Genomic DNA, 23,657 nt, shown 5'->3' with positions numbered 1-23,657 from the left:
TCAACAAAGCCCATTAATAAGAGTGCTATTCTTGCACAAAAAACAAGAGCCTGGATTCCAAGCTCTTGTTTGGCTTTTCTAATGGATTAATTAATTCCCATCATAGCTAAGAAGATAATCGCTATGGTGGCGACCATTGGTATGAGGAGACCGACGACGAATACGTCTTTATAAGAGTCTTTATGTGTTAAACCTGTAACGGTGAAAAGCGTCAATAAAGCCCCGTTATGCGGCAGGATTGAGGCACCTGAGGCTACGGATGTAATTCTGTGAAAGGCTTCAAGACTTAATCCTTGATCAACTGCAATATTGTAATACTCCTCACCAAGGGCTTCAAGGGCAATTCCCATACCACCAGAAGCTGAACCTGTAATCATAGCAAGAAGTTGCACAGCGAAGGCTTCGGAGAAATAAGGGCTTAATGGAATATCAAAAATTAATTCTTTAACCGTTTCAAACCCAGGGGAAGCTGTTACAACTGATCCGAAACCGACAGCCGCACTCGTGTTAATGGTGGCCATAACAGAACCTGATGCGCCTCCATTAATCGCAGGGATGAAGTCTTTGTAATCCTTAAAGTTAAAGAGCATGATAAGAATAATCCCGATTAAGAGGGCAATTAAAATACTAAGGTCTTTAAATACGTTCAACGTGACAACTACAGCAATAAGAGGGATGACAGATAAAATCCAATTTGGAAGTTCATCCTCATTGATTTCCTTCACCTGGTTATCACCTTCAGGTTCTGTAAATTTGTCATCTTTTGAATCAAGTTGTTTTTGTCTGAACTTTAGGTATGCATAACCACCTACAGCCATAATTAGTCCTGCCACAATACCTAGGATCGGAGCTGCCATTGTATCTGTTTTAAAGGTATTGATTGGAATAATATTTTGAATTTGCGGTGTTCCAGGGATCGCTGTCATTGTAAAGGTGAAAGCTCCTAAAACAAACGTAGAAGGAATTAATTTACGTGATACGTTTGCTTCTCTGAACATCGCTACAGCAAGTGGATAGACTGCGAATACGACTACAAATAAACTAACACCACCGTAAGTAAGGATGGCTGCTGAAAGAAGCATTCCTAGAATAGCGCGTTTCTTTCCGATAACGCTAGAGATTTTATAAGCAACGGATTGAGCTGCACCTGTATCTTCCATCAGTTTCCCAAAGATTGCACCGAATAAGAAGATCGGGAAGTAATCCTTCGCAAACCCTACAAAGCCTTCCATATATGTTCCTGTATAGGCATCGAGAATGTTCATACCACTTAATAGAGCCACGATTCCTGATACTAGGGGGGCAATCCATATAATGGACCAACCAAGGTAAGCCAAAGCCATTAAGAGGATAAGACCGATAATAATACTGAGCATAGTGAACCTCCTGATGTTTTAAGTTATCGGTTTTACTATGTCCCATTCGACTGTATTTTATCGATTCCAATATTCGATTCCGCCTAAAATGGTTGTTTCTATGAAAGAGTTTGTCATCTTAAAATAGCTACCTAAAAAACCATGAACCGAGTCGGTTCATGGTTTTTGGTTAGGAAAAGATGCGATCAATTTTGTCGATATCTTCTTGTGTTAACTCTACATCTAAAGTTTGTAAAGTGTTGACGACTTGTTCAGAGCGTTTGGCACCTGGAATAATGGTGTCAATTCCATCACGAGTGAGGTACCAGGCAAGCACAATATGTGCTACTTCGGCATTATGGCGATCAGCGATGGACCTGACTTGATCCACTTTTTCTAAGTTCTTTTCAAATTGTTCCCCTTGGAAATGAGGCATGTTCGCACGTATATCATTAAACGTTGTGTTTTTATCATATTTACCAGCAAGAAGACCTGATGCTAAAGGAAAGTAAGGGACAAAGGACAGATTGTTTTCTGCGATATATGGAAGCAAGTCCTTCTCAGCATCGCGGTTTAACAAATTGTATTCACTTTGTACCACATCAACGTACCCATCTTTGTTTGCTTCTTTTAACTGGGATAAAGAGAAATTCGAAACCCCAATCGCTCTGATCTTCCCTTCATCTTTCAGTTCTTTAAGAGTTCTTACGGCTTCATCCTTAGGAGTCTGTTCATCAGGGAAATGGATATAGAACAAATCGATATAGTCCGTCTGGAGACGCTTAAGACTATCTTCAACAGCTTGCTTTAGGAACTCAGGAGAATTATCAAACACGACATCTTCTCCGACAAATTTATGAGCACCCTTTGTAGCTAACACCACTTCTTCACGTTTACCAGTCTCTTTAAGCACTTCACCAACAAGCTCTTCAGAGCGCTTAGGACCATAAATGAAGGCTGTGTCTAAAAAGTTAATGCCATGGTCTAAGGCAGTCTTAACTAAATCTTTTCCGACTTGCTCATCAAGATTAGGGTAGATATTATGACCTCCAACAGCGTTTGTACCTAAGCCAATTGGATTGACATGGAGGTCTGTGTTACCTATTCTCGTTTGTTTTTCCATTGTTTGTCGCTCCTTTTTATTGAGTTGGAAGGACCTTTGTTTTCTCTAAGTAATCAGCGATGCCCATAGCGGAGACCTCGAAATCAAGCTCTAGTACGCCATAGATCGCATGGTCTCTTGGCACTCCTTTAGAGTCTAAATAAACCGCTACTTTCTCATAAAGACGTTCTTTCAATTGAGTGAGGTCTTCATCATTACGTGCAGCTTCATGGCCTGCTTCCATAAAAATAGGTAACCATTTTGCGACCGATTTAAACACTTCGTTTGGCTGGTCGGACATACTAAAATGACCAAAGTAGATTCGGTTTATAGGCAACAGGCTTACTTTTTTAATGGTTTCTAGCATGACGAATGGGTCGAATTGATTGGGAGATGTGGATGGTAAATATAAAGACAAGTCATGATCTTCCGTATGTGGATAACGGATGCCGCATGCATCGCCTGTAAACAGACCTTGGCTTTCTGAGTCGTAAATTGAAATATGATGGTTAGCATGACCTGGTGTATGGTAAAACGTTAGTGTAGCAGAAGGTCCGATTTGAAGTTCCTCTTGGTCTTCAACGACTTTGATTTGATCTTCCGTAATAGGGAGAATCGGATCAAATAACGGTTCAAATTGGTCTCCGTAAACTTGTTTGGCACCCGCAATCAATTTAGTAGGATTAACTAGGTGACGTTTTCCTTTTGGATGGACATAGATGGTAGCTTGAGGACACTCTTGTACGAATAATCCTGCACCACCAGCATGATCGAGATGGATGTGGGTCAGGATAATATTTTTTACATCCGATAATTTGAATCCTAGATCTTTAAGACCTTTCTTTATGTAAGGGACTGAAGGACTTGGACCTGTTTCGACTATGGTGAGATCCTTATCGTCAATCACATAAATCCCTGTGCGGTTTGGCATCCCCAGATCAAATCCATCAATTACATACGTTCGGTGGCCAAGATAGATTGGAGCTTTTTCTTCCATATATATCACCTCTCCTTGAATAGTACCTCTATTTTACAAAACATTCAGATTATTGAACAGTGTAACGCTTTCAAAGAGAGGTGAGGTTGTAGTGAACTTAATACCCTTTACCTAAAAATCCGTCCCGGTCAAATGTTTTCCGATCTGTTTTTTTAGCTTGGTCGATAAATTGCTCGTGGAGAGAGGAATGCTCTTCTTTATCTTTTCTTTTCAATGTTTCTGTTTCTTTTTTGCCATCCATAAGATCACCTCCGTTGTGGGATTAGATTTTGTTGTTTTGTAAAAAGTATGAAGGGAAATGATGTTTGGAAGTCTGAAAAATTGTTATGATAAAGAAACGAACGGATATTAGAGAAGGAGTGAATGGAATGAGAGCTATTATACATAAAGAAATTGAAGGATTAGATGGTTTACATCACGAAGAGTGTGACGCACCAGGAGTCGAAAAAGGGAAGGTGAAGGTCCAGTTGAAAACAGCTGGCTTAAATAGACGCGATCTTGCTGTGACAAATCGACATAAGGTGGAGCAGCCTCCCCTTATTTTAGGCTCAGATGGAGCTGGCATCATTGCAGAGGTAGGCGAAGGTGTCACAGGCTGGAACGTTGGGGATGAGGTTGTCATCAATCCTGGTTTAGGATGGAAGCATAACAGCGATGCGCCACCCCAAGGCTTTGAAATACTGGGTTTACCTGATGATGGTACGTTTGCAGAGTATATCGTTTTACAAGAAGAGAACATTGAGAAGAAGCCATCTCACTTAACTTGGGAACAAGCTGGTGTCCTACCTCTCGCTGCACTAACCGCTTATCGCGTATTGTTTACAAGAGCGAAGATTAAAGAAGGAGATACCATTTTACTTCCGGGGATTGGGAGCGGCGTTTTAACGTTTGCATTGAAATTCGCAAAAGCAGCTGGTGCAAAGGTAATTGTCACTTCACGCAGTGAGGAAAAGCTCGAGACGGCAAAAGAGCTAGGGGCTGATCTGGCTATTCCGACTCTTTCTGATTGGGAAGAAGAACTCGCAGAAGAACAAGTCGATGTCGTTGTAGAGAGTATTGGTCAAGCAACGTTTGAGAAATCCCTTGGTGTCGTAAGAAGAGGGGGGACGGTTGTGACATTTGGTGCAACGACAGAAGATAAAGTAGAAATTGATATTCGTAAATTCTTCTATGGCCAATACAATCTTCTAGGCTCTACAATGGGAAGCCGTGAAGAATTTCAAGACATGCTTTCTTTCATAACGGACCATAGCATAACACCTGAAGTAGATAAAATGTTCGCCCTTTCCGATTACCAAGATGCATTTGCTTACATTAGAGATTCGAAAAACTTCGGAAAGATCGGTTTTACAATTAGCTAATAGAACAAGAGGAGGTTCGTATACCTTCTGAATAAGAGCATGGAATGGACACTCATTTCATGCTCTTTATTTGTGTACGTGATTCTTCTGGTAGAAGGTTTGACCCAAAAGACTGTTGTCGCGTAAACTGAATGTAAAGCAGGCTTAACCACAAAGGTGATGACATGAAAAATTTAATAAGAGAAAAACGGACGGAAAAGAAAATCACACAAGAAGATCTATCTATTCAACTCCAGGTCTCAAGACAGACGGTCATTTCTTTAGAGAAAGGGAAATATAAACCTTCTCTCATCCTGGCTCATAAGTTAGCTCAAGTATTTGACTGTTCTATTGAAGACTTATTTATATTTGAAGGAGAAGAGAATATTCAATCAACATAAATGCAGGAGTTATTCTTGCTTTAGCAAGGTAAAGGGTGTCTGGCACCCTTTACCTTACTAAAGTGATTTTATCCCTATCTTCACTTCTTTTGTTATCGAATGAATAGTTCATGTGCCGTTAATAAACACTAATGGAACAATAAGACTATTTTTACTATAAAAATAGGCAAAATTCATGCATAAAGATGATATTTCTTTTATAATACAGATAACTATATGTGAAATCATTCACAATCATCCTAAATGGAAAGCTTTAAGGAGACAGGATCGCTATGAATGTATTAAAACAACATGCCAGGAAACAAAAAGCTACCAGATTTCTGCTTATTGTTTCTTCTCTTCTATTAGGGGTCACGGTCATTGCACAAGCATTGCTGTTTGTATCCATTGTAGACCATATATTTCTTAAGGGAGCACAATTTGAAGAAGTTATCCCTGATCTAATAAGCTTATTGTTCGTGTTGGTTGCTCGTTCAGCTTTGACGTATTGGAATGGGCGAGCAGGGGTCAAAATGGCTTCGAGGGTAAAAGAGCATTTCAGGTCACAACTTGTTTCTAAGTTTTCAAAGAATCCTCTACAAGCATCTATGAGGGGCCAGTCGGGGCATAAAGTAAGCACTGTAATGGACGCTGTTGATGAGATTGATGGCTATTTCAGCCAATATATTCCTCAGGTTATTCAAACGTCTATTGTACCGATTATGATTCTTGTTGTTGTATCAATGGAGCATTTCTATTCGGGCCTGATTATGATGATTACTGCACCATTTATTCCCTTGTTCTATATCATTATTGGGATTATGACAAAGAAGAAGTCAGAAGAGCAGTTGGACAAAATGGCGATCTTCTCAGGACGCTTTCTCGATACACTCCAAGGTCTGACTACCTTGAAACTTTTCGGTCGAGCTCGTTATCAAAAAGAGCTGATTGAGGGTAGCAGTTTAGATTTCAGGGACGCGACCATGGAAGTGCTAAAGATCGCATTTGTTTCTTCTCTAATGTTAGAACTGATTTCAATGTTAAGTATAGGGTTGATTGCACTTGAAATAGGTTTGAGACTCGTCTTGTTTCAATCTATTACTTTCTCCACGGCCTTTTTTGTTCTTATATTGGCGCCCGAGTTTTATCTGTTTCTTAAAAACTTAGGCCAGGCCTTTCATACAGGAAGAGGGAGTGCCGGAGCAGCCCAGAAGATTTCAGACGTCTTAAATACAGAAGACCATCCTGTTCAATGGGGGAATGATTCTATCCAGAATCAAGAGGAACCTCCTTCTATTCGATTAGAAGGTGTTCACTTTTCATATGAAGCAGAAGGGTTTGCATTAAAGGATATTAACATAACCTTACCTCCTTATAGTCAGACTGCTATTGTAGGAAAAAGCGGATCAGGAAAGACGACTCTTCTTCATGTACTAGCAGGGCTCGTGCCGGTCTCTGAAGGGTCCATTTTAGTGGATGGCCATAAACGCTCAGAACTAAAAGAAGAGGAGTGGTTTGATCAGATTAGTTATATATCTCAGAGTCCTTACCTCTTTTCCGGTACAATTGCAGACAATATAGCTGTTGGTAAGAAGGAAGAGGTTTCAAGGGAAGCTATCGAGAAAGCTGCTGAAAAAGCAGGCATTGCTCCCCTTGTGAAATCACTCGAACATGGATATGATACCCCGGTTGGAGAAGGTGGTCGGGGGTTGTCAGGAGGAGAGAAACAACGTCTGGCTATTGCTCGAGCTTTCTTAAAACAACCCACTATCATTTTATTTGATGAACCTACAACTGGATTAGATTTGCAGACGGAGAAAATTTTACAAACCTCCATACAGGAACTTAGCCAAAACGCCACAGTCATTACGGTTGCTCATCGCCTCCATACGATTAAGCATGCGGATCAGATCTTGTATATGGAAGACGGAAGGGTTCTAGAGCAAGGAACTCATACAAATCTCATCGAAGCAAATCCTCACTACCGGAACATGGTGAGGACGCAACAAGGAGGTATGGCAACGTGAATGAACTGAGAGCGGTTGTGAAGGATATGATGGTAGAGAAGAGGGATATCTATTTATCGGTGTTGTTTGGCTTTTTAGCAGGCATTACAGCTGTTGCTTTATTTGCCTCAAGCGGTTACTTGATTTCGAAAGCTGCCTTGCTGCCACCGATCTATACGTTATCTCTCATGATTGCTTTTTTGAAAATTATGGGGTTTGCTCGTGCCTTTGGGCGTTATTTGGAACGTCTCTATTCCCACAGAGCTACATTCACCATGCTAAGTCAGCTGCGGGTCAATTTTTATGAGAAACTAGAGCCATTGGCGCCAAAGATTTTTCATAAATATCGATCAGGAGACCTTTTATCAAGGATTGTTAGCGATATTGACCGGTTGCAAAATTTCTTTTTACGGGTTTATTATCCACCAATTGTGCTCGGATTGATTTTCTTCGCAACGATTCTTTTTACAGTCTTTTACTCCATCACCGTGGCGTTATTATTGCTGTTTGGCTTGTTTCTGACAGGGGTCATTCTCCCGGCATGGTTTGCTTTTAAGCAACGAAGAATCGAAGTCCGATTACGTGAAGAACGAGGTGCTTTGTCTAGTGAAGTGACCGAATTCTTATATGGATTTATGGATTTAAAGCTTTATCAGCAACTCGATGCGAAAGAGAAGGAGTTAGAAGAAGCATCTGTTCGTTATATTGATGAGCAGGAGAAAGAAGGCAAGATGGCCTCGTATCATCAGTCATTAAATAGTATGGTGACACTCCTGGTATCATGGCTTGTTATTGCATTTGGAGCTTATCTGGTGGCAAATAATCAATTAGATGGCGTATTCTTAGCAATGCTCATCATGATTTCATTAACGGTATTTGAAAATGCTGTACCAATGGCATTAGTTCCTGCTCACTTTGAAGATAGTCGTAGGGCAGCCAAGCGCCTTCACGAAGTTGTCCAGGATGAGGAAGAACAAGTAGAGGTAACGAGTAGTTTGCCTGTAGACCAAGCATTTTCAATCGACTTAAAAGGCGTATCGTTCTCTTTCCCTGGAGAGGAAAGAGATTCTTTGAAGGATGTGACCCTTCACATTCCAGCAGGTTCAAAGACGGCGATCGTGGGTGCTAGTGGATCTGGGAAATCTACTCTATTTCAATTGCTGTTGAAGTTTTACAACCCTGCAAGTGGATCGATTTTATTTAATGAGACCCCACAACATGAAGTTAGTCAAGAAGACATCTGGGCACGTACCAATGTGGTTCAGCAAGAGAATCACTACTTTTACGGAACCATACGGGATAACCTTCAGATCGCAGACGAGCATGCTGGAGATGATAGACTTTATGAAGTTCTGACCCATGTGGACTTGAGTCATTTTGACTTGGATCAGTCAGTTCTTGAAAAGGGAGAGAACTTATCTGGCGGGGAAAAACAGCGTCTGGCAATTGCGAGAGCGTTGTTAAAAGACGAATCGTTATGGTTGCTCGACGAACCGACTTCCTCTCTTGACGCTGTTACTGAACAACATATATATGAGCACGTATTCCAAAGAGCAAAGCACGATACCCTCATTCTTATTAGTCACAGACTAATGGGGCTTGAGAAGATGGATCAAATTATTGTGCTTGACCAAGGCGAAGTCGTAGAATCAGGTTCTTACCAGGAATTAATGAGGCATGAGGGGTATTTTTATAGAATGAAACAAATCGAAAAAGAAGTGCTTGTATAAACTTTTGGAGCAGCTTGAGCATCTTATTAGGGATCTTAAGCTGCTTTTTCTATGCGTTAAGAGTCGTGCTACAATGAGTTTATTAAACAACGGGGAGGAGGGGGAGCGTGCTTGAGTTATTTCTGCCAATGTTAGAAAGATTGGGCATTATTGTTACAGTAGCCTTTGTGATTACGAGGTTTCGCTTTTTTAGAGAGTTGGTTGATAAGAAGACTCTTACCTCGAAGCAGCGGTATGTTGCTATTGGTTTTTTTGGTCTATTTGGCATTATTGGAACTTATACAGGGATTACCTATGATACGTTATCGTTTGAGTACGGTTCGTTTGCTTATAAATTAAGTGGGGAAGAAGCGATTGCCAACTCCAGGGTAATCGGTATTGTCGCCGCTGGATTATTTGGTGGATATCGAATTGGAGTTGGAGCAGGTTTAATTGCGGGTCTTCACCGATTTTCATTAGGCGGATTTACAGGATTGGCATGTGGTATTTCAGCTGTTATAGCAGGTTTACTTGCGGGAGCTTTTCATAAGAAGGATAAATCTCTCCGTTTGAAAACAGCTTTATTCGTAGGCGCATTAGCTGAGACTGTTCAAATGGTTGTTATTTTAGTGATGTCAAAGCCATTTACCCAGGCATTTGAACTGGTTCAAGAAATTGGTGTGCCTATGATAGTTGCCAATGGGGTAGGCTCAGCCCTTTTCTTACTCATTATAAGAAATGTTTTACATGAAGAAGAAAAAGTGGGGGCGCTTCAGGCTCAGAAGGCCTTGACCCTAGCTGAGTCAACCATTGCCTATATGCGAAGGGGGTTAAATGAAACGTCTGCTAAACGTACGTGTGAAATCATCTTTAAGGAAGTGGATGTTAGTGCCATATCAATGACAAATCATGAAGTGATCTTGGCCCATGTAGGACTGGCTGATGATCATCATAAATCGGGGGAAGTTATTCAGACATCAGCTACGAGGGAAGTGATTCATACGGGTACGAGACTGATTGTGAAGCATGAAGATATCCATTGCACAAAAGCCAACTGTCCTCTTGGGGCTGCTATTATTGCTCCTTTAAAGAGAAAGAATGAAGTGGTAGGCACACTTAAATTCTACGTAAGATCGGAGAAAGAAATTTCCAATGTGATACTTGAGTTAATTCAAGGTCTTAGTGCTCTACTTGGGCAACAGTTAGAAATTGCAGAGGCTGAGAAAGCTCAGGAATTGGCCCGAGAGGCTGAGGTCAAAGCATTACAAGCTCAAGTAAATCCTCATTTTTTATTTAACTCGTTAAATGTAATTGTTTCGCTAATAAGAACAGAACCTAAAAGGGCTCGTGCAGTCTTAATTGCTTTATCGAAATATTTCAGACAGAATTTGAGTGCTACAACTCGGAAGTGGATTACATTAGAAGAAGAGATTCACCATGTGAAAGCCTACTTATTAGTTGAGGAAACACGTTTTGTGGATCATCTTCACGTGGAGTATGAGGTAGATGAGGAAGCACTAAAGGAACGGATCGCCCCTTTGACCTTACAGCCATTAGTTGAAAACTGTATGAAACATGGAGTGAAAGAACAAGACGGACAAACGGAAATACGTGTAGCCGTTCAGAAGAAATCACAGGGGGTCCTTGTTTCTGTAACAGATAATGGACCAGGAATTGCTCCTGAAAGGCTGAAGAGTCTTGGTAAGATTCAAGTGGAGTCTGAAAAAGGAACTGGGCTTGGTTTATATAATGTGAATGAGCGACTCGTCCATATGCACGGGGAAGCAGCTTGCTTACACATCGAGAGTGTACTAGGAGAAGGAACAACGATTTCTTTTTTACTTCCTAGGAAGGAGGAAGCGAATTGGGTAAACGTATAACGGCTGTAGTTGTAGATGATGAACGGTTTAGCCGCGAGGAACTGATTTATTTATTAAAAGAGCATGAACGTATTGAAATTATTGGAGAGGCTGATTCAGGCGAAGATGCGGTGATGAAAGCTCTTCAGTTGCAGCCTGACGTATTGTTTTTGGATATTGAAATGCCGAAAATGAATGGACTTGAGGTAGCTGAGTCACTCCAGGAATTAAAGAAAGTACCGGATATTGTATTTGCTACAGCTTATCCGGATTTTGCTGTTGAAGCCTTTCGACATGAAGCGGTTGATTATATACTGAAACCATTTGAAGAGGAACCAATTCGTGAGACAGTCGATCGTCTAGAACGAAGGCTCTTAAATGAAGGCAGTGCAGAAAAAGGAACAATTCCATCAAAGCTCGCTGTGGAGGAAGAAGAAGAAATTACGTACCTAACACCGTCTGAAATTATGTATGTGTACCGGGATGGACGTGTAACCAAAATTGTAGACCAAACCCGTACTTATGAAACGAAGCGTTCTTTAAAAGAAGTGGAACAAAGACTTGAACCATTTTCGTTCTTTCGGATCCATAAGAGCTATCTCGTTAACCTACAGTATGTTAAACGACTAGTGCCCTGGTTTAATGGTGCCTATCATCTTGAGCTAAGAGGGAGAGATGAACAACTGTCTGTAAGCCGAAATTATGTTAAAGAATTAAGGAAACAACTTGAGCTTTAAGAATGGGGAATACAAAATCCCCATTCAATTATTCTGTAGTGGTGAGCCTTTGTGAAACTACCTCTATCATTCTTATCAATTTAAAAGGCATCCACTACACCTTAGTTTCTATTTAGAACATCTTAACGTAAGAAATGAACATGTTGAACAGATTCCTCTATATTGTAAGCGGTTACTTGGTATGATGTTTGTAAGCGATTACAGAAGAGGGAGGACTCCTATCATGATTACATTTCTAGTGAGTATTGTTTTATTGATTGTTGGGTATTTAACTTACGGTAAATATGTAGAGAAAGTTTTTGGGGTAAACACTGAACGTCAAACACCAGCTTATACAAACGGTGATGGTGTTGACTATTTGCCGATGGGGGAGAAGAGAAATTCATTAATACAGCTACTCAACATTGCTGGTGTGGGTCCCATCTTTGGTCCTATTCTAGGAGCTTTATACGGACCGGTGGCCTTTCTTTGGATCGTATTTGGCGCCATCTTTGCTGGGGCCGTACATGACTATTTAACAGGGATGATTTCGATTCGTAACCGAGGAGCTCATTTGCCTGAACTTGCAGGGAAATTTCTCGGTAAAGTGATGAAACACGTTGTGAATGCGTTTACGATATTACTACTCATTCTGGTGGGGACGGTTTTTGTTACAGCTCCTGCTGATTTAATTCATAATATGGCAAGTAGCTGGCTTTCACTTCCTGTTATTCTACTAGCCATTTTCGCTTATTATTTACTAGCGACTATGTTGCCAATTGATAAAATCATTGGACGTTTCTACCCTATTTTTGGGGCGTTCTTAGTGATTAGTGCAGTTGGAGTAGGACTTTCCTTAGTATTTACGGGAGCTCCTATCCCAGAAATTGAGTTAACCAATATGCACCCTGATGATGCACCGATCTTTCCGCTATTATTCTTAACGATTTCTTGTGGTGCTCTATCAGGTTTCCATGCTACTCAAACACCGATTATTTCTCGTACCACACAGAAGGAGAAGCAAGGTCGACGTATTTTCTACGGTATGATGATTGCTGAGGGGATTATTGCCATGATCTGGGCTGCTGCAGCTATGAGTCTATTTAACGGTTCGGAAGGACTAAATGAGATTCTTGCTAATGGTGGACCAGCAGCTGTGGTAAGCGAAGTGTCTGTTAAAATGCTTGGGGCTGTAGGAGGTACGTTAGCTGTACTTGGTGTGATTGTGCTTCCGATCACGTCTGGTGATACAGCGTTCCGTAGTGCTCGTATGATTATTGCGGATTATATCAACGTTTCTCAAAAGAAAATTGTAAGCAGAATGTGGATTGCTATTCCTTTATTTGTTATATCTTTTGCACTGACAAAAGTTGATTTCACCCTTCTATGGAGATACTTCTCCTGGGCGAACCAATCGACAGCGGTCATCGCGTTATGGGTAGGGGCCATGTATTTATTCTTATCTCGTAAGAATTACTGGATTGCAGCGGTTCCGGCTACCTTTATGACCATGGCGACATTCACGTATATCTTAAACGCACAGATTGGATTTGGTCTATCGATTAATATCTCTTATATTCTAGCAGCTATCATTACGATTGGGGTTGTCATCTCTTTCTCTATAGCAGCTCGTAAAGGATTGAATAAAGAAATCCCATTAGAAGAAGAATGGAAGACGACTGCTTAGCGGCTGTACTTCCTCATTAAAAGCCCGCAACCTTTAAAGGTTGCGGGCTTTATTTAATTAGAGTGGGCAGGGACTCTAGCTTGTTCAATGATCTTTTCGATATGCTTTCTGAAGAGATACATTACAACTAAATGCGCCTTCGCTTGGGTATATTTATATATAAACCAAGGCAAGGAAGGCATATAGTCATGGATCGCCACAATGCATTCTTGTTTATCCGGGATTTTTCGGAACTCAAGCCTTCCTCTAACATTTCTCTTAGAATTTTGAAAGGAACCTCCCGTAATGTAGAAAAGAGCTCGATCCGACGTGCTTCGTTCCTGTGAATAACTTAGCTCTAATAAAGGTGTACGAATTAACTTAAGGCAAATTTGTGTGTTATCTTGTTGGTCTGTCTCTGTATGGACAAGTGGGTTCAAAGTGTCGGACAACCACTTTACATAATAGCTAGCAGCCCAATCAGCACTTTTACCTGCTGGTAAAGGAATGCGTTGAACGGACCTCACATCGTGTTGAATATCAGGAACCTTTAGTCCTTGAGAGTTGGGTTGTTGTTTAGCAGCTTGCTGTTCCTCTTCTTTCTCATCTTCAATAGCTGTTTGAACAGCTTCTTTAAAGGTCACCTTCCCATAACTAACTTCAGAATCCATATTCTCCTCTTTAGCAGTCATCGGATGGACAAGACTTTCTACTAATGGATAGACCATTTCTTTTGGTGTTCCAGTCGTCAGACTCACCCAAAGCCTGGACAGTTTAACAGTCATGAAAGGAACCGGGAAAAGTCTTGGTTTCTTACCTAACGATTCAGCTGTTTGAACCATCATATCTTGATAGCTCATAATCTCAGGGCCACCCACATCAATGGCTTTATTAGATAAATGATTGTTTCCGATGCTTTTATTAAGAGCATGGAGAACTTCTTTAAGGGCAATAGGGTGTGTCTTTGTTCTTGTCCATTTAGGTAAAGCCATCACCGGCAGCCTCTTAACAAGCTTCTTAAGGATCGGAAATGAGGAGCCCTTAGGTCCTACAATTAACCCTGCACGAATGGTCGTAACAGGCACTCCATAAGCTCTTAATATCTCCTCTACCTCTAGTCGGCTTCTTAAATGTCTTGATAACTGTTCCGATTCAGGGATGATTCCACTTAAGTAAACGATCTGACGTACGCCTTGTCTTTTGGCAGCTTGAGCGAAATTATCTGCTAGGATGACATCCATATCTTCAAAGGATCCTTGGCTAAGTTTCGCTGAGGGAAGCATGGAATGAACTAGATAAACTGCAAAATCAGCTCCTTCTAATCCTTTATCCGCATCCGTCATGGAATACAGATCGCAAGAACGCCATGTGATATGCTCGGTATCTTGTTTGTTATCTCCATTTCTTGACAGAGCGATTACATCAGCGTATTTCGTTAATTTCTTCAATAAATTCTGGCCGATGTATCCACTGGCTCCAGTTAAAGCAACGACTGGGCGTCGTTTCGTTTCATTCATATGAATTCCTCCTACTGAAAATCGGACTTCAGGGTTTGTTCCTACATGAGAACAGAACGCTTATGTTGAAAAAGCTTCTGAGATGGACATTTTATCTGCTTGTGTCGTATTTGCTGAAAGGGAGCGCTCCATAATTCTTATTGCGTTCTCATTATCTTCCTCATATTCAGAAGCCACACAGTCTGCAGGAATCCAAATATTATATTCCCTCATATAAGCATCATTAGCTGTAAAGAGGACACAGATGTCTCCGGCGATCCCAGTTAAAATTAAATTGTTTACTCCAAGTTGATCCAATAGAATGCTTAACTGAGTTCCAAAGAAACCAGAATGCTTGGGTTTAATGATAAAGTAATCATCATCTTCAGGTAAAATCTGACGGATGACGGGTTCTCCTCTCCCATCTCTGCATTCTTCAATGAGGTCTGAAACATTTTCTTGCCATAACCCAAAATTATCATTTACATAAATAACTGGAATCCCTTGTGCTTTGGCTTGTTGCTTCAGTTTCTGGATGGATGGGATGATTTCTAGTGTATTGTCTAACAAGTGTTCACCACCATCGAAATCCATTTTATTGACCATGTCAATTAGAAGCAAAGCCGTATCATGTTGCGACATGTTATTACTCTCCTTTATATGGTTCAGGCCCGGCCGGGATTTGTCGCTTATGCTCTGTTTGTTTATGGAGTTCTTCAATTCTTTTAGCGTCTTTATCAGAAACTGTTTCTCCGCGAAGGTAGGCATCAATTGTATCGTATGAAACCCCTAATTCGTCCTCGTCAGATTGTCCTTCCCACAGCTCTGCACTAGGCTTTTTATGAACAATTGACTCTGGGACTTCTAGATACTCTGCCAATTCCCGAACTTCTTCTTTACGTAAATGAATCAAAGGAACCAGGTCTACACCGCCATCTCCGTATTTTGTGAAATAACCAGTATAATCTTCAGCAGCATTATCTGTTCCAACTACTAAATAACCGTAGTGATGGGCAACAGCATACAGTGTACTCATTCGGAGACGTGCTTGTAAGTTTGCCCCTCCTAATTGGGAACGGTCTTCCTGCCAATCTCCCTTTTCTTTAAGTTTTTCTCGTATCGTAGCATGTGTTGTTTGGTATGGGTCCGTTAGGTTTATACCAATGTAATTTAGGCCAATTTGTTCTACAAGCGTTACAGCATCTTCTTGATCTTCTACTTCTTGATCTATCGGAAGGATCACTCCTAGTGATTGTTCGGGGAAGGCACGTTTAACAAGGCAAGATACTACTGCGGAATCAATGCCACCACTAATTCCTACAAGTGCTCCCTTAGCCCCTGCCTCTTCTACTTTTTCCTGAATCCAATGTGTTAAGTACTCTACTTTTTTTTCCACTGTTTATCGATCCCTTCTGTTAAATTGATTTCTAATTAGCTAAGTTCCTTCTTTTGGTAAAGAATAAACGTTTGTTCCCTTCTTAAGTGTCCCTGTGACAGAAGAACTGAGTCCTAAGGATCGAATCGTGTCGAAATAACTAGTAATTTTAGCACATTAAATAGTAAAAAAAGCTTAATCTTTCTGAACTATGTACGATATTAATAGAGAACTGAGTATAAAATCACATTTATTTATTAGGAGATTAGGCTATGAAACCAATAAAAACAATGACAAAAGTAATGGTAGCACTCACATTCCTCCTTGTATTTCTTCCTAGTAATCTAGTCGAAGGAGAGGAAGTAAACACCACAACGTATTGTGAAGTAAGTTGTTGGGAACTACTTTTAAACCAAAAAGATTCCAATAAATGGCTTAGTGAAGGTGGGGCAGGAGAGGAATTTATGCAAGCCACATCTTTACTTGTAGAAGAAATAGCAGGAACCACAGAGAATTATTACTCCATGAACCGAGAATTGGGCGCGCGCTCTGAATTGTTCATACAACCCAATACCTCCAACATCTTTGAACTCGATCGTACTCCTTCAACTAGAATCTCCATCCAAGGAAATAAAGGCTCTACTCCAATGACCACTTTATCTGGTGTGAATGAAAAATTGAAAGGCTTAGTAAATAAGCATTTGAAGAGGTTAGGATTCCCTGTCAGCAAAGCTGTAGCTTCTTTACCAAACGCATCTTTTCTTCAATCATCTGAACCAGGAATGAACCTACTCATCTCAGATGCACAATGGTCGGCGTTTTATGAAGGGGAAGACTATACTAATCCTGATTTCAAAGAACAGGCGATTAAGTCCGAATCTTTTTATCAATATGTATCAGCTATTCAGGATGCCATTAATGAATACCATGCACAAAAAAGTGTATGGATGTGGAAGTCAGAACCAGTTACTAAAAATCCAGATGAGACAATTGAATTTCTCGCGAACCAACAAGTAGATCAACTATATATGCGTTTTTATCCAAAAGTGGACAAAGAAAACTACCAATACTTTATTGAAAAAGCAGGAAACCAGGGGATTAAGGTACATGCTTTAATAGGTAGCCCATTGTGGGGGCAAAAAGCTTATACAAAAGATGCAGTGAAACGAGTAGATCTCATTCACGCTTATAATCAGAAAGTAGAAGAAGAACAACGGTTTGTAGGCATTCATTTCGATGTGGAACCATACTCACTTGAATTGTGGGACAATAACCGAAAGAAAGCGGTTAAGGAATGGAAGCAATCAGCAGAAACGTATGTAGAGCATGCCAAGGATTATGGTTTTATCGTTGGAAGTGCCTTGCCATTTTGGACTGACAATCGTTCTGTAAATGATTATGAAGAGAATTTTTATCAACAGTTCATTGATATGCAGGATTACGTTTCCATCATGAGTTATCGAAATACAGCGGTTGGACCGAATAGCATTACAACTTTAGCGGAAAATGAAGTTTTATATGCAAAAGCCCCTAAAGTGGAAGTGGGTGTTGAATTAAACCCCTATAAGATTGATTACGTTTCATTTGATGGGAAGTCTTTACGGTATACAGAAGGTGAAATAGCGAAAGTAAGAACGCATTTTATGAATGAAGACTACCCTGGTTTTAAAGGGATCGCGATCCATAACTATACAGCTTGGAAAAAGAATCAGTAATGTTAAATCGATAGAGGTTGTCTCTCAAGGGGCAGCCTCTTTTTTTAGTCCATCAAAGATATGTAACAATATGGAATATTAATTTCTGGTAAATATTCTAAATATTTTGTAAAATTAATCATATCAACGTAACGATTTCTTCATATATATAAATATGGAGGGATTTGCATGAAACAGTTTTTTTTGTTTTGTGTCTTTCTTATAACTGGTTTTTTTATTTATATAGAGCTTGCTGAATTTGATACGAAAGAAACGATTGTAGCGGTCGTTGATACAGGAATTGATGCATCACATCCTATGCTTGAGGGCCGTGTCGAAAATGGATATGACTTCTACAACTGGGACCTAGATCCGATGGATGATCATGGTCACGGCACGCACGTTGCGAGTATTATTCACTCAGTCGCTCCACATGCAGTGTTGTTACCGGTTAAAACGTTAGGAGAGAACGGTAAAGGAGTTGGGACTTCGTTTCTTGGTATCTTCTACAGTGTCGTTAAAGGTGCGGACATTGTAAATTTAAGTATATCTGAAGTTGAGAATCCTCTTACATCATGGGTGATACGGTTTGGAGAACGTAAAGGAGTCGTTTTCGTTGGGGCAAGTGGTAATGATGGGTTGACCAATCGCATTAGTTTCCCTGCAAGACTGGATGAAGTAATTGCAATTGGTGGTTATAATACGTACAGTGATCATCTTTATGAGAATGGGAATCGAAGCCCGGATTTGGATTTCTTAGCCCCGGGTGTACTGATTGAAGGAGCTAGTCCTGGTGGTGAAGTTGTTCGTAAGACGGGGACTAGTTTTGCGGCGGGTTCAGTGTCTGGGATGCTTGCATATTTTAAAGAAATCCAACCTAAAATGACAACGGATGATGCTCGTTTGTTGCTGCGTCTTACTTCTTTTTATGAGAAGGATGGATACAGGGTATTAGAACTTGACCGATTCTTAGCTACTCAATAGAAGGGGGCATAAGTCCCCTTATGGGGAACACTTGAAGCTGAGACATTTTAATCTGGGGGTGCCGTTACGTTTAATGAGTGCTAGGGGGGTGTTGGGGACGACTCGCCCGCGGAAGGCGAGTCGTTTCCAACACCACTTAGCTATAGCTTTACGAACGGCCACGCATTATAGCAACGGGCCTGCCAACGAGGTCTCGAATATGGTATGTTTCCATTACTTTATATAGCAAGGTGTATCGATTCCCATAAAAGGAAAAAGAGTGTAAAAATTATGGATATAAAGATGTTAGAAGAATCTTCTTGTAGTAAAATAATCATAGGGCACATGTTTTAGTGATTGTGGGCTCATATTAGAATACATATACTATTACTGAACATAAGGGAGGGTTTTTATGGAAGGGAAACCATTGCATTATGATGGAAGTGCTCCTGTGAGTGGGGAGTTATCGGAGTATCAACCGGTTGAGTTTACAGATGAAATGAGAAAGCAGATTTCGGCAAATCCATATACTCATCACGTTAATGAGACTGAATGATAAAAAGACGAAAATCAATTTTTGATTTTCGTCTTTTTATGTTTTAAGAGTGAAGAAACGGATATAAATTAAGGGAGGGTAATGGTAAGGGAAATATTTGATAGTGCGAATATCTTATATTCTGAAGCTTTTGGAGCAATTTAAAAATAAATAAGCATAATACTTGATAATAAGAATATTAGGTACTATAATTAATCTCGAAATAAAGATAATTTAATTCGAGATAAATACTAGGGATGTAGAAATAGCGCAAACTATTTTTACGAAAAGATTAGAAAGGTGAGATAACAATGGCTAAAGTATTATATATTACAGCGCATCCGCATGATGAGGCAACTTCTTACAGTATGAGTGTCGGGAAAGCATTCATTGATGCTTATAAAGAAGCGAACCCTGGCGATGAGGTCGTTCATGTTGATTTATATAAGGAGGATATCCCGCAAATTGATGCAGATATCTTTAGCGGTTGGGGGAAACTTCAATCTGGTGATCAGCTAACAGAATCTGAACAAGGCAAAGTGAATCGTTTGGGTGAACTGAGTGATCAATTTGTGAATGCTGATAAATATGTTTTTGTTAATCCGATGTGGAACTTCTCGTTCCCTCCTGTTATGAAAGCGTATATTGATTCAGTAGCGGTAGCAGGGAAAACGTTCAAATATACAGAACACGGTCCTGTTGGCCTTCTAACAGATAAGAAAGCCTTTCATATTCAAGCTAATGGAGGTTTCTACTCTGAAGGGCCGGCTGCTGGTTTAGAAATGGGTCACCGTTATTTAAATGCCATCATGCAGTTATTTGGTGTTCCTACATTTGAAGGACTATTCGTAGAAGGACAAGCGGCGATGCCAGAGAAAGCAGAAGAAATTAAATCAGACGCTATTGCTAGAGCTAAGGATGCAGCGCAAACATTTTAATAAAGATAAAAAGGAGCCGATCAAGAGATCGGCTCCTTTTTTTATTGCACTCAGTCCAGTCTATACGTTGCTAAGCGGGTGCTTGTGCTTTTGTTTACATCTAGCTCCAGCACCCAGCAACTAGTAGGCTTCCCTCACCTCCGGTCGATAAGTCAACATCGATTCGCTCACGCTCATCGTGTTTCCTTTATCTCACTGCGGTTCAGTCCAGCCTATACGTTGCTAAGCAGGTGCTTATGCTTTTGTTTACATCTAGCTCCAGCACCCAGCAACTAGTAGGCTTCCCTCACCTCCGGTCGATAAGTCAACATCGATTCGCTTACGCTCATCGTGTTTCCTTTATCTCACTGCGGTTAAGTCCAGCCTATACGTTGCTAAGCGGGCGCTTGTGCTTTTGTTTACTTATTCATATATTTGTCTGTTTCCCACTGGCTTACTTGTAGGGAGTATTCTGTCCACTCTTCTTCTTTTTCATCAAGATAGATGTTTGAAGTGTGATCACCTAAAGCGTTCATAAGGACCTTGTCTTTACGAAGGGCTGTTAGCGCTTCTTTTAGGTTTGTTGGAAGTGTTGGTACTGTGTCATCGTGTACTTCGTAAAGGTTACGTGTTTCAGCTGCGCCTGGGTCGACTTTGTTGCGAATACCTTCAAGTCCAGCCTGGATTGTTACGGCTAAGGCAAGGTATGGGTTTGCAGTTGGGTCTGGGTTACGAACTTCAAAACGAGTTCCTTTACCGCGTGTAGACGGTACGCGGATCATACAACTGCGGTTTGAGTGAGACCATGCAATGCTTACAGGTGCTTCATAACCAGGAACTAAACGCTTATAAGAGTTAACATTTGGATTTGTGATGGCTGCAATACCAGGAGCATGTTTCAGGATTCCGCCCATGAAATGCTTCATTGTAACAGAGATACCATCTTCATCTTTCTCATCGCAGAAGACGCTCTCGCCATCTTTGAATAAAGAAAGGTGGCAGTGCATACCAGAACCATTTTCGCCTGCAATTGGTTTAGGCATGAACGTTGCATGGTAGTCGTGGTTCGTTGCTACGTCTTTAACAACGCTCTTGAATGTTTGGATGTTATCAGCTGCGCGTAGCATATCATCAAAACGGAAGTTAATTTCGTGCTGTCCCATAGCTACTTCGTGGTGAGAAGCTTCCATTTCAAATCCGAATTTCTTAAGTGTGCGTACGATATCACGGCGTACTTTATCCCCTTTATCAATTGGAGAAGCGTCGAAATATCCACCGCGGTCATTCATTTTCTTAATTGGGTAACCTTCATCATTCAATTTGAACAAGAAGAATTCTGGTTCTGGACCAACGTTAACGGTATAGCCCATCTCAGCAGCTTCTTTCATTGCTCGTTTTAAAATATATCGCGGGTCACCTTCGAAAGGAGTTCCGTCCGTTGTATAAATGTCGCAAATGAAACGTGCAACGGGATCTTCATCTACTGTTGAAGGTAATACTTTAAACGTGCTTAAGTCTGGATATAGATACATATCACTTTCTTGAATATCAGAGAAACCAGAAATAGAAGAACTGTCGAACATAGCTTCGTTTTCTAGAACACTTTCAAGCTCTTCAATAGGGAGCTCAACGTTTTTTGTGTCTCCAAGCATGTCTGTGAATTCAAGTCGAATAAATTCTACGCCTTTGTCGTGAACTTCTTGCTTAATGGATTCTTTAGTAAAAGTCATTTAATACCCTCGCCTTAATAGTTTGTAGTAGATTACTAGCATTCAAAGTCAGGAATGCATAACCTTTTATTTATCATGTAAGGAATTCTAACATAAAGTTTCATGTTAGGAAAGCTGACATGATGTATTTTTGTAGGGTCAATTTCAAGAAAGCCTGCTGTATTCGCTGTTAGAAAATGAAAAATAGATCTTTTTGACTATTCAGATACTATCCTGTGATAACATCGATCATTACCGCGATAATTAGGATCGGAGCAACATAGCGTAATAAGGCATACCATACGTTAAAGACCGATCGTTTTAATGTACTTCCTCTCTTTAACTCTTCATAAAGGTCAGATTTCTTCATTTTTAATGGAACAAAAATAGAGATTAATAATGCTCCTGTAGGCATCAATATATTGCTTACTGCATAATCAGCTAAGTCGAAAATCGTTTTATTCCATAATGTTAGATCACCTAAAATTCCAAATGATAGAGCAGATGGGATTCCTACTGCAAAGATTGCCAAACCGATTATCCATGCATATTTCTGGCGTAACTTTTCGTTTCCTTTTGATAAAACAGATACGATAATTTCTAGCATCGAAAATGCAGAAGTTAACGCTGCGAATAGGAATAAAAGCAAAAAGGCTGTGAAAAACACCATTCCAAGTGGCATCTGGTTAAATACGGTAGGGAGGACATTGAATAAAAGTACGGGTCCTGACCCTGGCTCAAGTCCAAAGGAGAAAACAGCAGGGAAAATCGCTAGACCTGCTAGAAAGACAATCAGTATATTAATTCCTACGATTGAAGAAGCGGCCTTTGGTAAGCTTTGACTCTTCGGTAAATAGGAGCTGTATGTGACCATCACCGAAACCCCTACACTTAATGTGAAGAAGGACTGTCCCATTGCTTCAAGGATTGTTTGAGAAGTTAGCTTTGAGAAATCTGGTTGAAGGAGAAATAAGATTCCCTCTGAAGCCCCTTCTAACGTTAAAGATCTTATAACTAATATTAAGAATAATACAAATAAAGCAGGCATCATGATTCGACTAGCTTTCTCAATTCCCTTTTGAATCCCTCGTGAAACAACAAAAATAGTAATCAGAATAAATAAGAACTGAACGCTTATGCTTAACAGAGGGTTCGATATGGTTTGGCCAAATACGGTTCCGTATTGGGTTGAGGTTAAACCTGACATTCCACCTGTTATTGTCTTTATTAAATAAATGACAATCCATCCTCCGACGACGCTGTAAAAGGATAGGAGAATGAAGGAAGTGACCATACCTAATATTCCGACATAATGCCACTTTGTCCCTTTTGCAATCGTTCGGTAAGAATCTACTGCATTGCTCTGAGCTGTACGTCCGATGGAAAATTCGGCTAACAATAGCGGTAAGCCTAGTAAGATTGTGAAGGCGATAAAGGTGATGAAGAAAGCCCCACCCCCGTTCTCTCCTGCAATATATGGGAATTTCCATATAGCGCCGAGTCCTATAGCGGATCCGGCTGCTGCTAAAATAAATCCGATCTTTGAAGACCACTGTTCTTGCTGACTCATACTCATCTTCCTCTCAAGCTTATTGTTCTCTACAAAAAAAGTCGCCCCTACAAAAATGTAGGGGCGACTTTTATCGCGGTACCACCCTAGTTATGAAACAGTTGTTTCATGACTCAATACGTGTAACGGTCGTCACCGTCTCCATGCCATTGCAGAAGAAGCTCCAGAAATGAAATTCACTCTGTCTGTTTGTACCGATTTCGCACCAATCCTCGGTTCTCTGTGGCAGGGACATAAGAGTTACTTGCTTTCCTTCAAAGCTATTCGT

20 protein-coding genes and 1 other annotated feature are annotated in these 23,657 nt (G+C 40.5%); of the genes, 11 read left to right on the top strand and 9 right to left on the bottom strand.

The window, feature by feature from the left end; genetic code table 11:
* Window positions 1-86: 86 nt before the first annotated feature.
* From QNI29_RS16650 to QNI29_RS16635, 4 genes are all read right to left on the bottom strand, one after another.
* Window positions 87-1,376: a GntP family permease gene (locus tag QNI29_RS16650; RefSeq protein ID WP_231418817.1), complete on the bottom strand. Its 1,290-nt coding sequence runs from the start codon at window positions 1,374-1,376 to the stop codon at window positions 87-89.
* Between the two features lie 169 nt (window positions 1,377-1,545).
* Window positions 1,546-2,478, bottom strand: coding sequence for an aldo/keto reductase (locus QNI29_RS16645; protein ID WP_231418816.1), 933 nt, complete (start codon window positions 2,476-2,478; stop codon window positions 1,546-1,548).
* Window positions 2,479-2,494: 16 nt separating this feature from the next.
* Window positions 2,495-3,454, bottom strand: coding sequence for an MBL fold metallo-hydrolase (locus QNI29_RS16640; RefSeq protein WP_231418815.1), 960 nt, complete (start codon window positions 3,452-3,454; stop codon window positions 2,495-2,497).
* A gap of 97 nt (window positions 3,455-3,551) precedes the next feature.
* Window positions 3,552-3,695 (bottom strand): hypothetical protein, encoded by a 144-nt coding sequence (locus QNI29_RS16635; RefSeq protein WP_231418814.1) that lies wholly within the window; start codon window positions 3,693-3,695, stop codon window positions 3,552-3,554.
* A gap of 127 nt (window positions 3,696-3,822) precedes the next feature.
* On the opposite strand from QNI29_RS16635, the gene QNI29_RS16630 reads away from it, so the two are divergent.
* The 7 genes from QNI29_RS16630 to QNI29_RS16600 all read left to right on the top strand — a co-directional run bounded on the left by QNI29_RS16630 (window position 3,823) and on the right by QNI29_RS16600 (window position 13,151).
* Window positions 3,823-4,815 carry a zinc-binding dehydrogenase gene (locus tag QNI29_RS16630; protein WP_231419047.1) on the top strand — a complete coding sequence of 331 codons (993 nt, stop codon included), beginning with the start codon at window positions 3,823-3,825 and terminating at the stop codon, window positions 4,813-4,815.
* Between the two features lie 164 nt (window positions 4,816-4,979).
* Complete coding sequence (locus QNI29_RS16625) at window positions 4,980-5,195, top strand: helix-turn-helix transcriptional regulator (RefSeq protein ID WP_231418813.1); 216 nt, start codon at window positions 4,980-4,982, stop codon at window positions 5,193-5,195.
* A gap of 272 nt (window positions 5,196-5,467) precedes the next feature.
* A complete protein-coding gene (gene cydD / locus QNI29_RS16620; protein ID WP_231418812.1) occupies window positions 5,468-7,201 on the top strand; it encodes a thiol reductant ABC exporter subunit CydD in 1,734 nt (577 codons plus the stop codon).
* Complete coding sequence (gene cydC, locus QNI29_RS16615; RefSeq protein WP_231418811.1) at window positions 7,198-8,910, top strand: thiol reductant ABC exporter subunit CydC; 1,713 nt, start codon at window positions 7,198-7,200, stop codon at window positions 8,908-8,910. Before cydD ends, cydC begins: the two co-directional genes overlap by 4 nt.
* A gap of 107 nt (window positions 8,911-9,017) precedes the next feature.
* On the top strand, window positions 9,018-10,769 hold the full coding sequence (locus tag QNI29_RS16610) for a sensor histidine kinase (RefSeq protein ID WP_231418810.1): 1,752 nt from the start codon (window positions 9,018-9,020) through the stop codon (window positions 10,767-10,769).
* Window positions 10,754-11,485 carry a LytR/AlgR family response regulator transcription factor gene (locus QNI29_RS16605; RefSeq protein WP_231418809.1) on the top strand — a complete coding sequence of 244 codons (732 nt, stop codon included), beginning with the start codon at window positions 10,754-10,756 and terminating at the stop codon, window positions 11,483-11,485. Before QNI29_RS16610 ends, QNI29_RS16605 begins: the two co-directional genes overlap by 16 nt.
* A 223-nt stretch (window positions 11,486-11,708) precedes the next feature.
* Window positions 11,709-13,151: a carbon starvation CstA family protein gene (locus tag QNI29_RS16600; protein ID WP_231418808.1), complete on the top strand. Its 1,443-nt coding sequence runs from the start codon at window positions 11,709-11,711 to the stop codon at window positions 13,149-13,151.
* A 53-nt stretch (window positions 13,152-13,204) separates the two neighbouring features.
* Here the strand turns inward: QNI29_RS16600 and QNI29_RS16595 are convergent, their stop codons facing one another.
* Genes QNI29_RS16595 through nadE form a run of 3 tightly spaced genes read right to left on the bottom strand, consistent with a single transcriptional unit; the run spans window position 13,205 to window position 16,022 of the window.
* Window positions 13,205-14,647: an NAD(P)H-binding protein gene (locus QNI29_RS16595; protein ID WP_231418807.1), complete on the bottom strand. Its 1,443-nt coding sequence runs from the start codon at window positions 14,645-14,647 to the stop codon at window positions 13,205-13,207.
* Between the two features lie 60 nt (window positions 14,648-14,707).
* A complete protein-coding gene (locus tag QNI29_RS16590) occupies window positions 14,708-15,268 on the bottom strand; it encodes a cysteine hydrolase family protein (protein WP_231418806.1) in 561 nt (186 codons plus the stop codon).
* Between the two features lie 4 nt (window positions 15,269-15,272).
* A complete protein-coding gene (gene nadE, locus QNI29_RS16585) occupies window positions 15,273-16,022 on the bottom strand; it encodes an NAD(+) synthase (protein WP_231418805.1) in 750 nt (249 codons plus the stop codon).
* Between the two features lie 251 nt (window positions 16,023-16,273).
* On the opposite strand from nadE, the gene QNI29_RS16580 reads away from it, so the two are divergent.
* The 4 genes from QNI29_RS16580 (at window position 16,274) to QNI29_RS16565 (ending at window position 20,131) form a co-directional block, all read left to right on the top strand.
* The gene (locus QNI29_RS16580) at window positions 16,274-17,716 is read left to right on the top strand and encodes a poly-gamma-glutamate hydrolase family protein (RefSeq protein WP_231418804.1); all 1,443 of its coding nucleotides are present in this window, start codon (window positions 16,274-16,276) and stop codon (window positions 17,714-17,716) included.
* Between the two features lie 168 nt (window positions 17,717-17,884).
* On the top strand, window positions 17,885-18,679 hold the full coding sequence (locus QNI29_RS16575) for a S8 family peptidase (RefSeq protein WP_231418803.1): 795 nt from the start codon (window positions 17,885-17,887) through the stop codon (window positions 18,677-18,679).
* A 391-nt stretch (window positions 18,680-19,070) separates the two neighbouring features.
* Window positions 19,071-19,214, top strand: a complete 144-nt coding sequence (locus QNI29_RS16570; protein WP_231418802.1) for a hypothetical protein — start codon at window positions 19,071-19,073, stop codon at window positions 19,212-19,214.
* Window positions 19,215-19,504: 290 nt separating this feature from the next.
* Window positions 19,505-20,131, top strand: a complete 627-nt coding sequence (locus QNI29_RS16565) for an FMN-dependent NADH-azoreductase (protein ID WP_231418801.1) — start codon at window positions 19,505-19,507, stop codon at window positions 20,129-20,131.
* 398 nt (window positions 20,132-20,529) lie between these two features.
* On the opposite strand, the gene glnA is transcribed toward QNI29_RS16565, so the two are convergent.
* Window positions 20,530-21,840, bottom strand: coding sequence for a type I glutamate--ammonia ligase (gene glnA, locus QNI29_RS16560; RefSeq protein ID WP_231418800.1), 1,311 nt, complete (start codon window positions 21,838-21,840; stop codon window positions 20,530-20,532).
* Between the two features lie 208 nt (window positions 21,841-22,048).
* Window positions 22,049-23,389, bottom strand: coding sequence for a sodium-dependent transporter (locus tag QNI29_RS16555; protein ID WP_231418799.1), 1,341 nt, complete (start codon window positions 23,387-23,389; stop codon window positions 22,049-22,051).
* A 56-nt stretch (window positions 23,390-23,445) separates the two neighbouring features.
* Window positions 23,446-23,656 (bottom strand) — a binding site (T-box leader).
* Between the last annotated feature and the right edge of the window lies 1 nt (window position 23,657).

The sequence above is a fragment of the Pontibacillus chungwhensis genome (genome assembly GCF_030166655.1).
GTDB lineage: Bacteria > Bacillota > Bacilli > Bacillales > BH030062 > Pontibacillus.
The sequence above is the reverse complement of the archived record's forward strand: the minus strand, read 5'-3'. Positions and strand labels throughout refer to the sequence as shown.

Excerpts from the sequence above, each read along its gene's own strand:
- QNI29_RS16555 (WP_231418799.1), bottom strand. The coding sequence starts at position 23,389 with ATGAGTCAGCAAGAACAGTGGTCTTCAAAGATCGGATTTATTTTAGCA.
- QNI29_RS16630 (WP_231419047.1), top strand. The coding sequence starts at position 3,823 with ATGAGAGCTATTATACATAAAGAAATTGAAGGATTAGATGGTTTACAT.
- QNI29_RS16565 (WP_231418801.1), top strand. The coding sequence starts at position 19,505 with ATGGCTAAAGTATTATATATTACAGCGCATCCGCATGATGAGGCAACT.
- QNI29_RS16600 (WP_231418808.1), top strand. The coding sequence starts at position 11,709 with ATGATTACATTTCTAGTGAGTATTGTTTTATTGATTGTTGGGTATTTA.
- cydD (WP_231418812.1), top strand. The coding sequence starts at position 5,468 with ATGAATGTATTAAAACAACATGCCAGGAAACAAAAAGCTACCAGATTT.
- QNI29_RS16635 (WP_231418814.1), bottom strand. The coding sequence starts at position 3,695 with ATGGATGGCAAAAAAGAAACAGAAACATTGAAAAGAAAAGATAAAGAA.
- QNI29_RS16650 (WP_231418817.1), bottom strand. The coding sequence starts at position 1,376 with ATGCTCAGTATTATTATCGGTCTTATCCTCTTAATGGCTTTGGCTTAC.
- QNI29_RS16645 (WP_231418816.1), bottom strand. The coding sequence starts at position 2,478 with ATGGAAAAACAAACGAGAATAGGTAACACAGACCTCCATGTCAATCCA.
- QNI29_RS16580 (WP_231418804.1), top strand. The coding sequence starts at position 16,274 with ATGAAACCAATAAAAACAATGACAAAAGTAATGGTAGCACTCACATTC.
- QNI29_RS16595 (WP_231418807.1), bottom strand. The coding sequence starts at position 14,647 with ATGAATGAAACGAAACGACGCCCAGTCGTTGCTTTAACTGGAGCCAGT.
- QNI29_RS16625 (WP_231418813.1), top strand. The coding sequence starts at position 4,980 with ATGAAAAATTTAATAAGAGAAAAACGGACGGAAAAGAAAATCACACAA.
- QNI29_RS16570 (WP_231418802.1), top strand. The coding sequence starts at position 19,071 with ATGGAAGGGAAACCATTGCATTATGATGGAAGTGCTCCTGTGAGTGGG.
- QNI29_RS16575 (WP_231418803.1), top strand. The coding sequence starts at position 17,885 with ATGAAACAGTTTTTTTTGTTTTGTGTCTTTCTTATAACTGGTTTTTTT.
- QNI29_RS16640 (WP_231418815.1), bottom strand. The coding sequence starts at position 3,454 with ATGGAAGAAAAAGCTCCAATCTATCTTGGCCACCGAACGTATGTAATT.
- glnA (WP_231418800.1), bottom strand. The coding sequence starts at position 21,840 with ATGACTTTTACTAAAGAATCCATTAAGCAAGAAGTTCACGACAAAGGC.
- QNI29_RS16590 (WP_231418806.1), bottom strand. The coding sequence starts at position 15,268 with ATGTCGCAACATGATACGGCTTTGCTTCTAATTGACATGGTCAATAAA.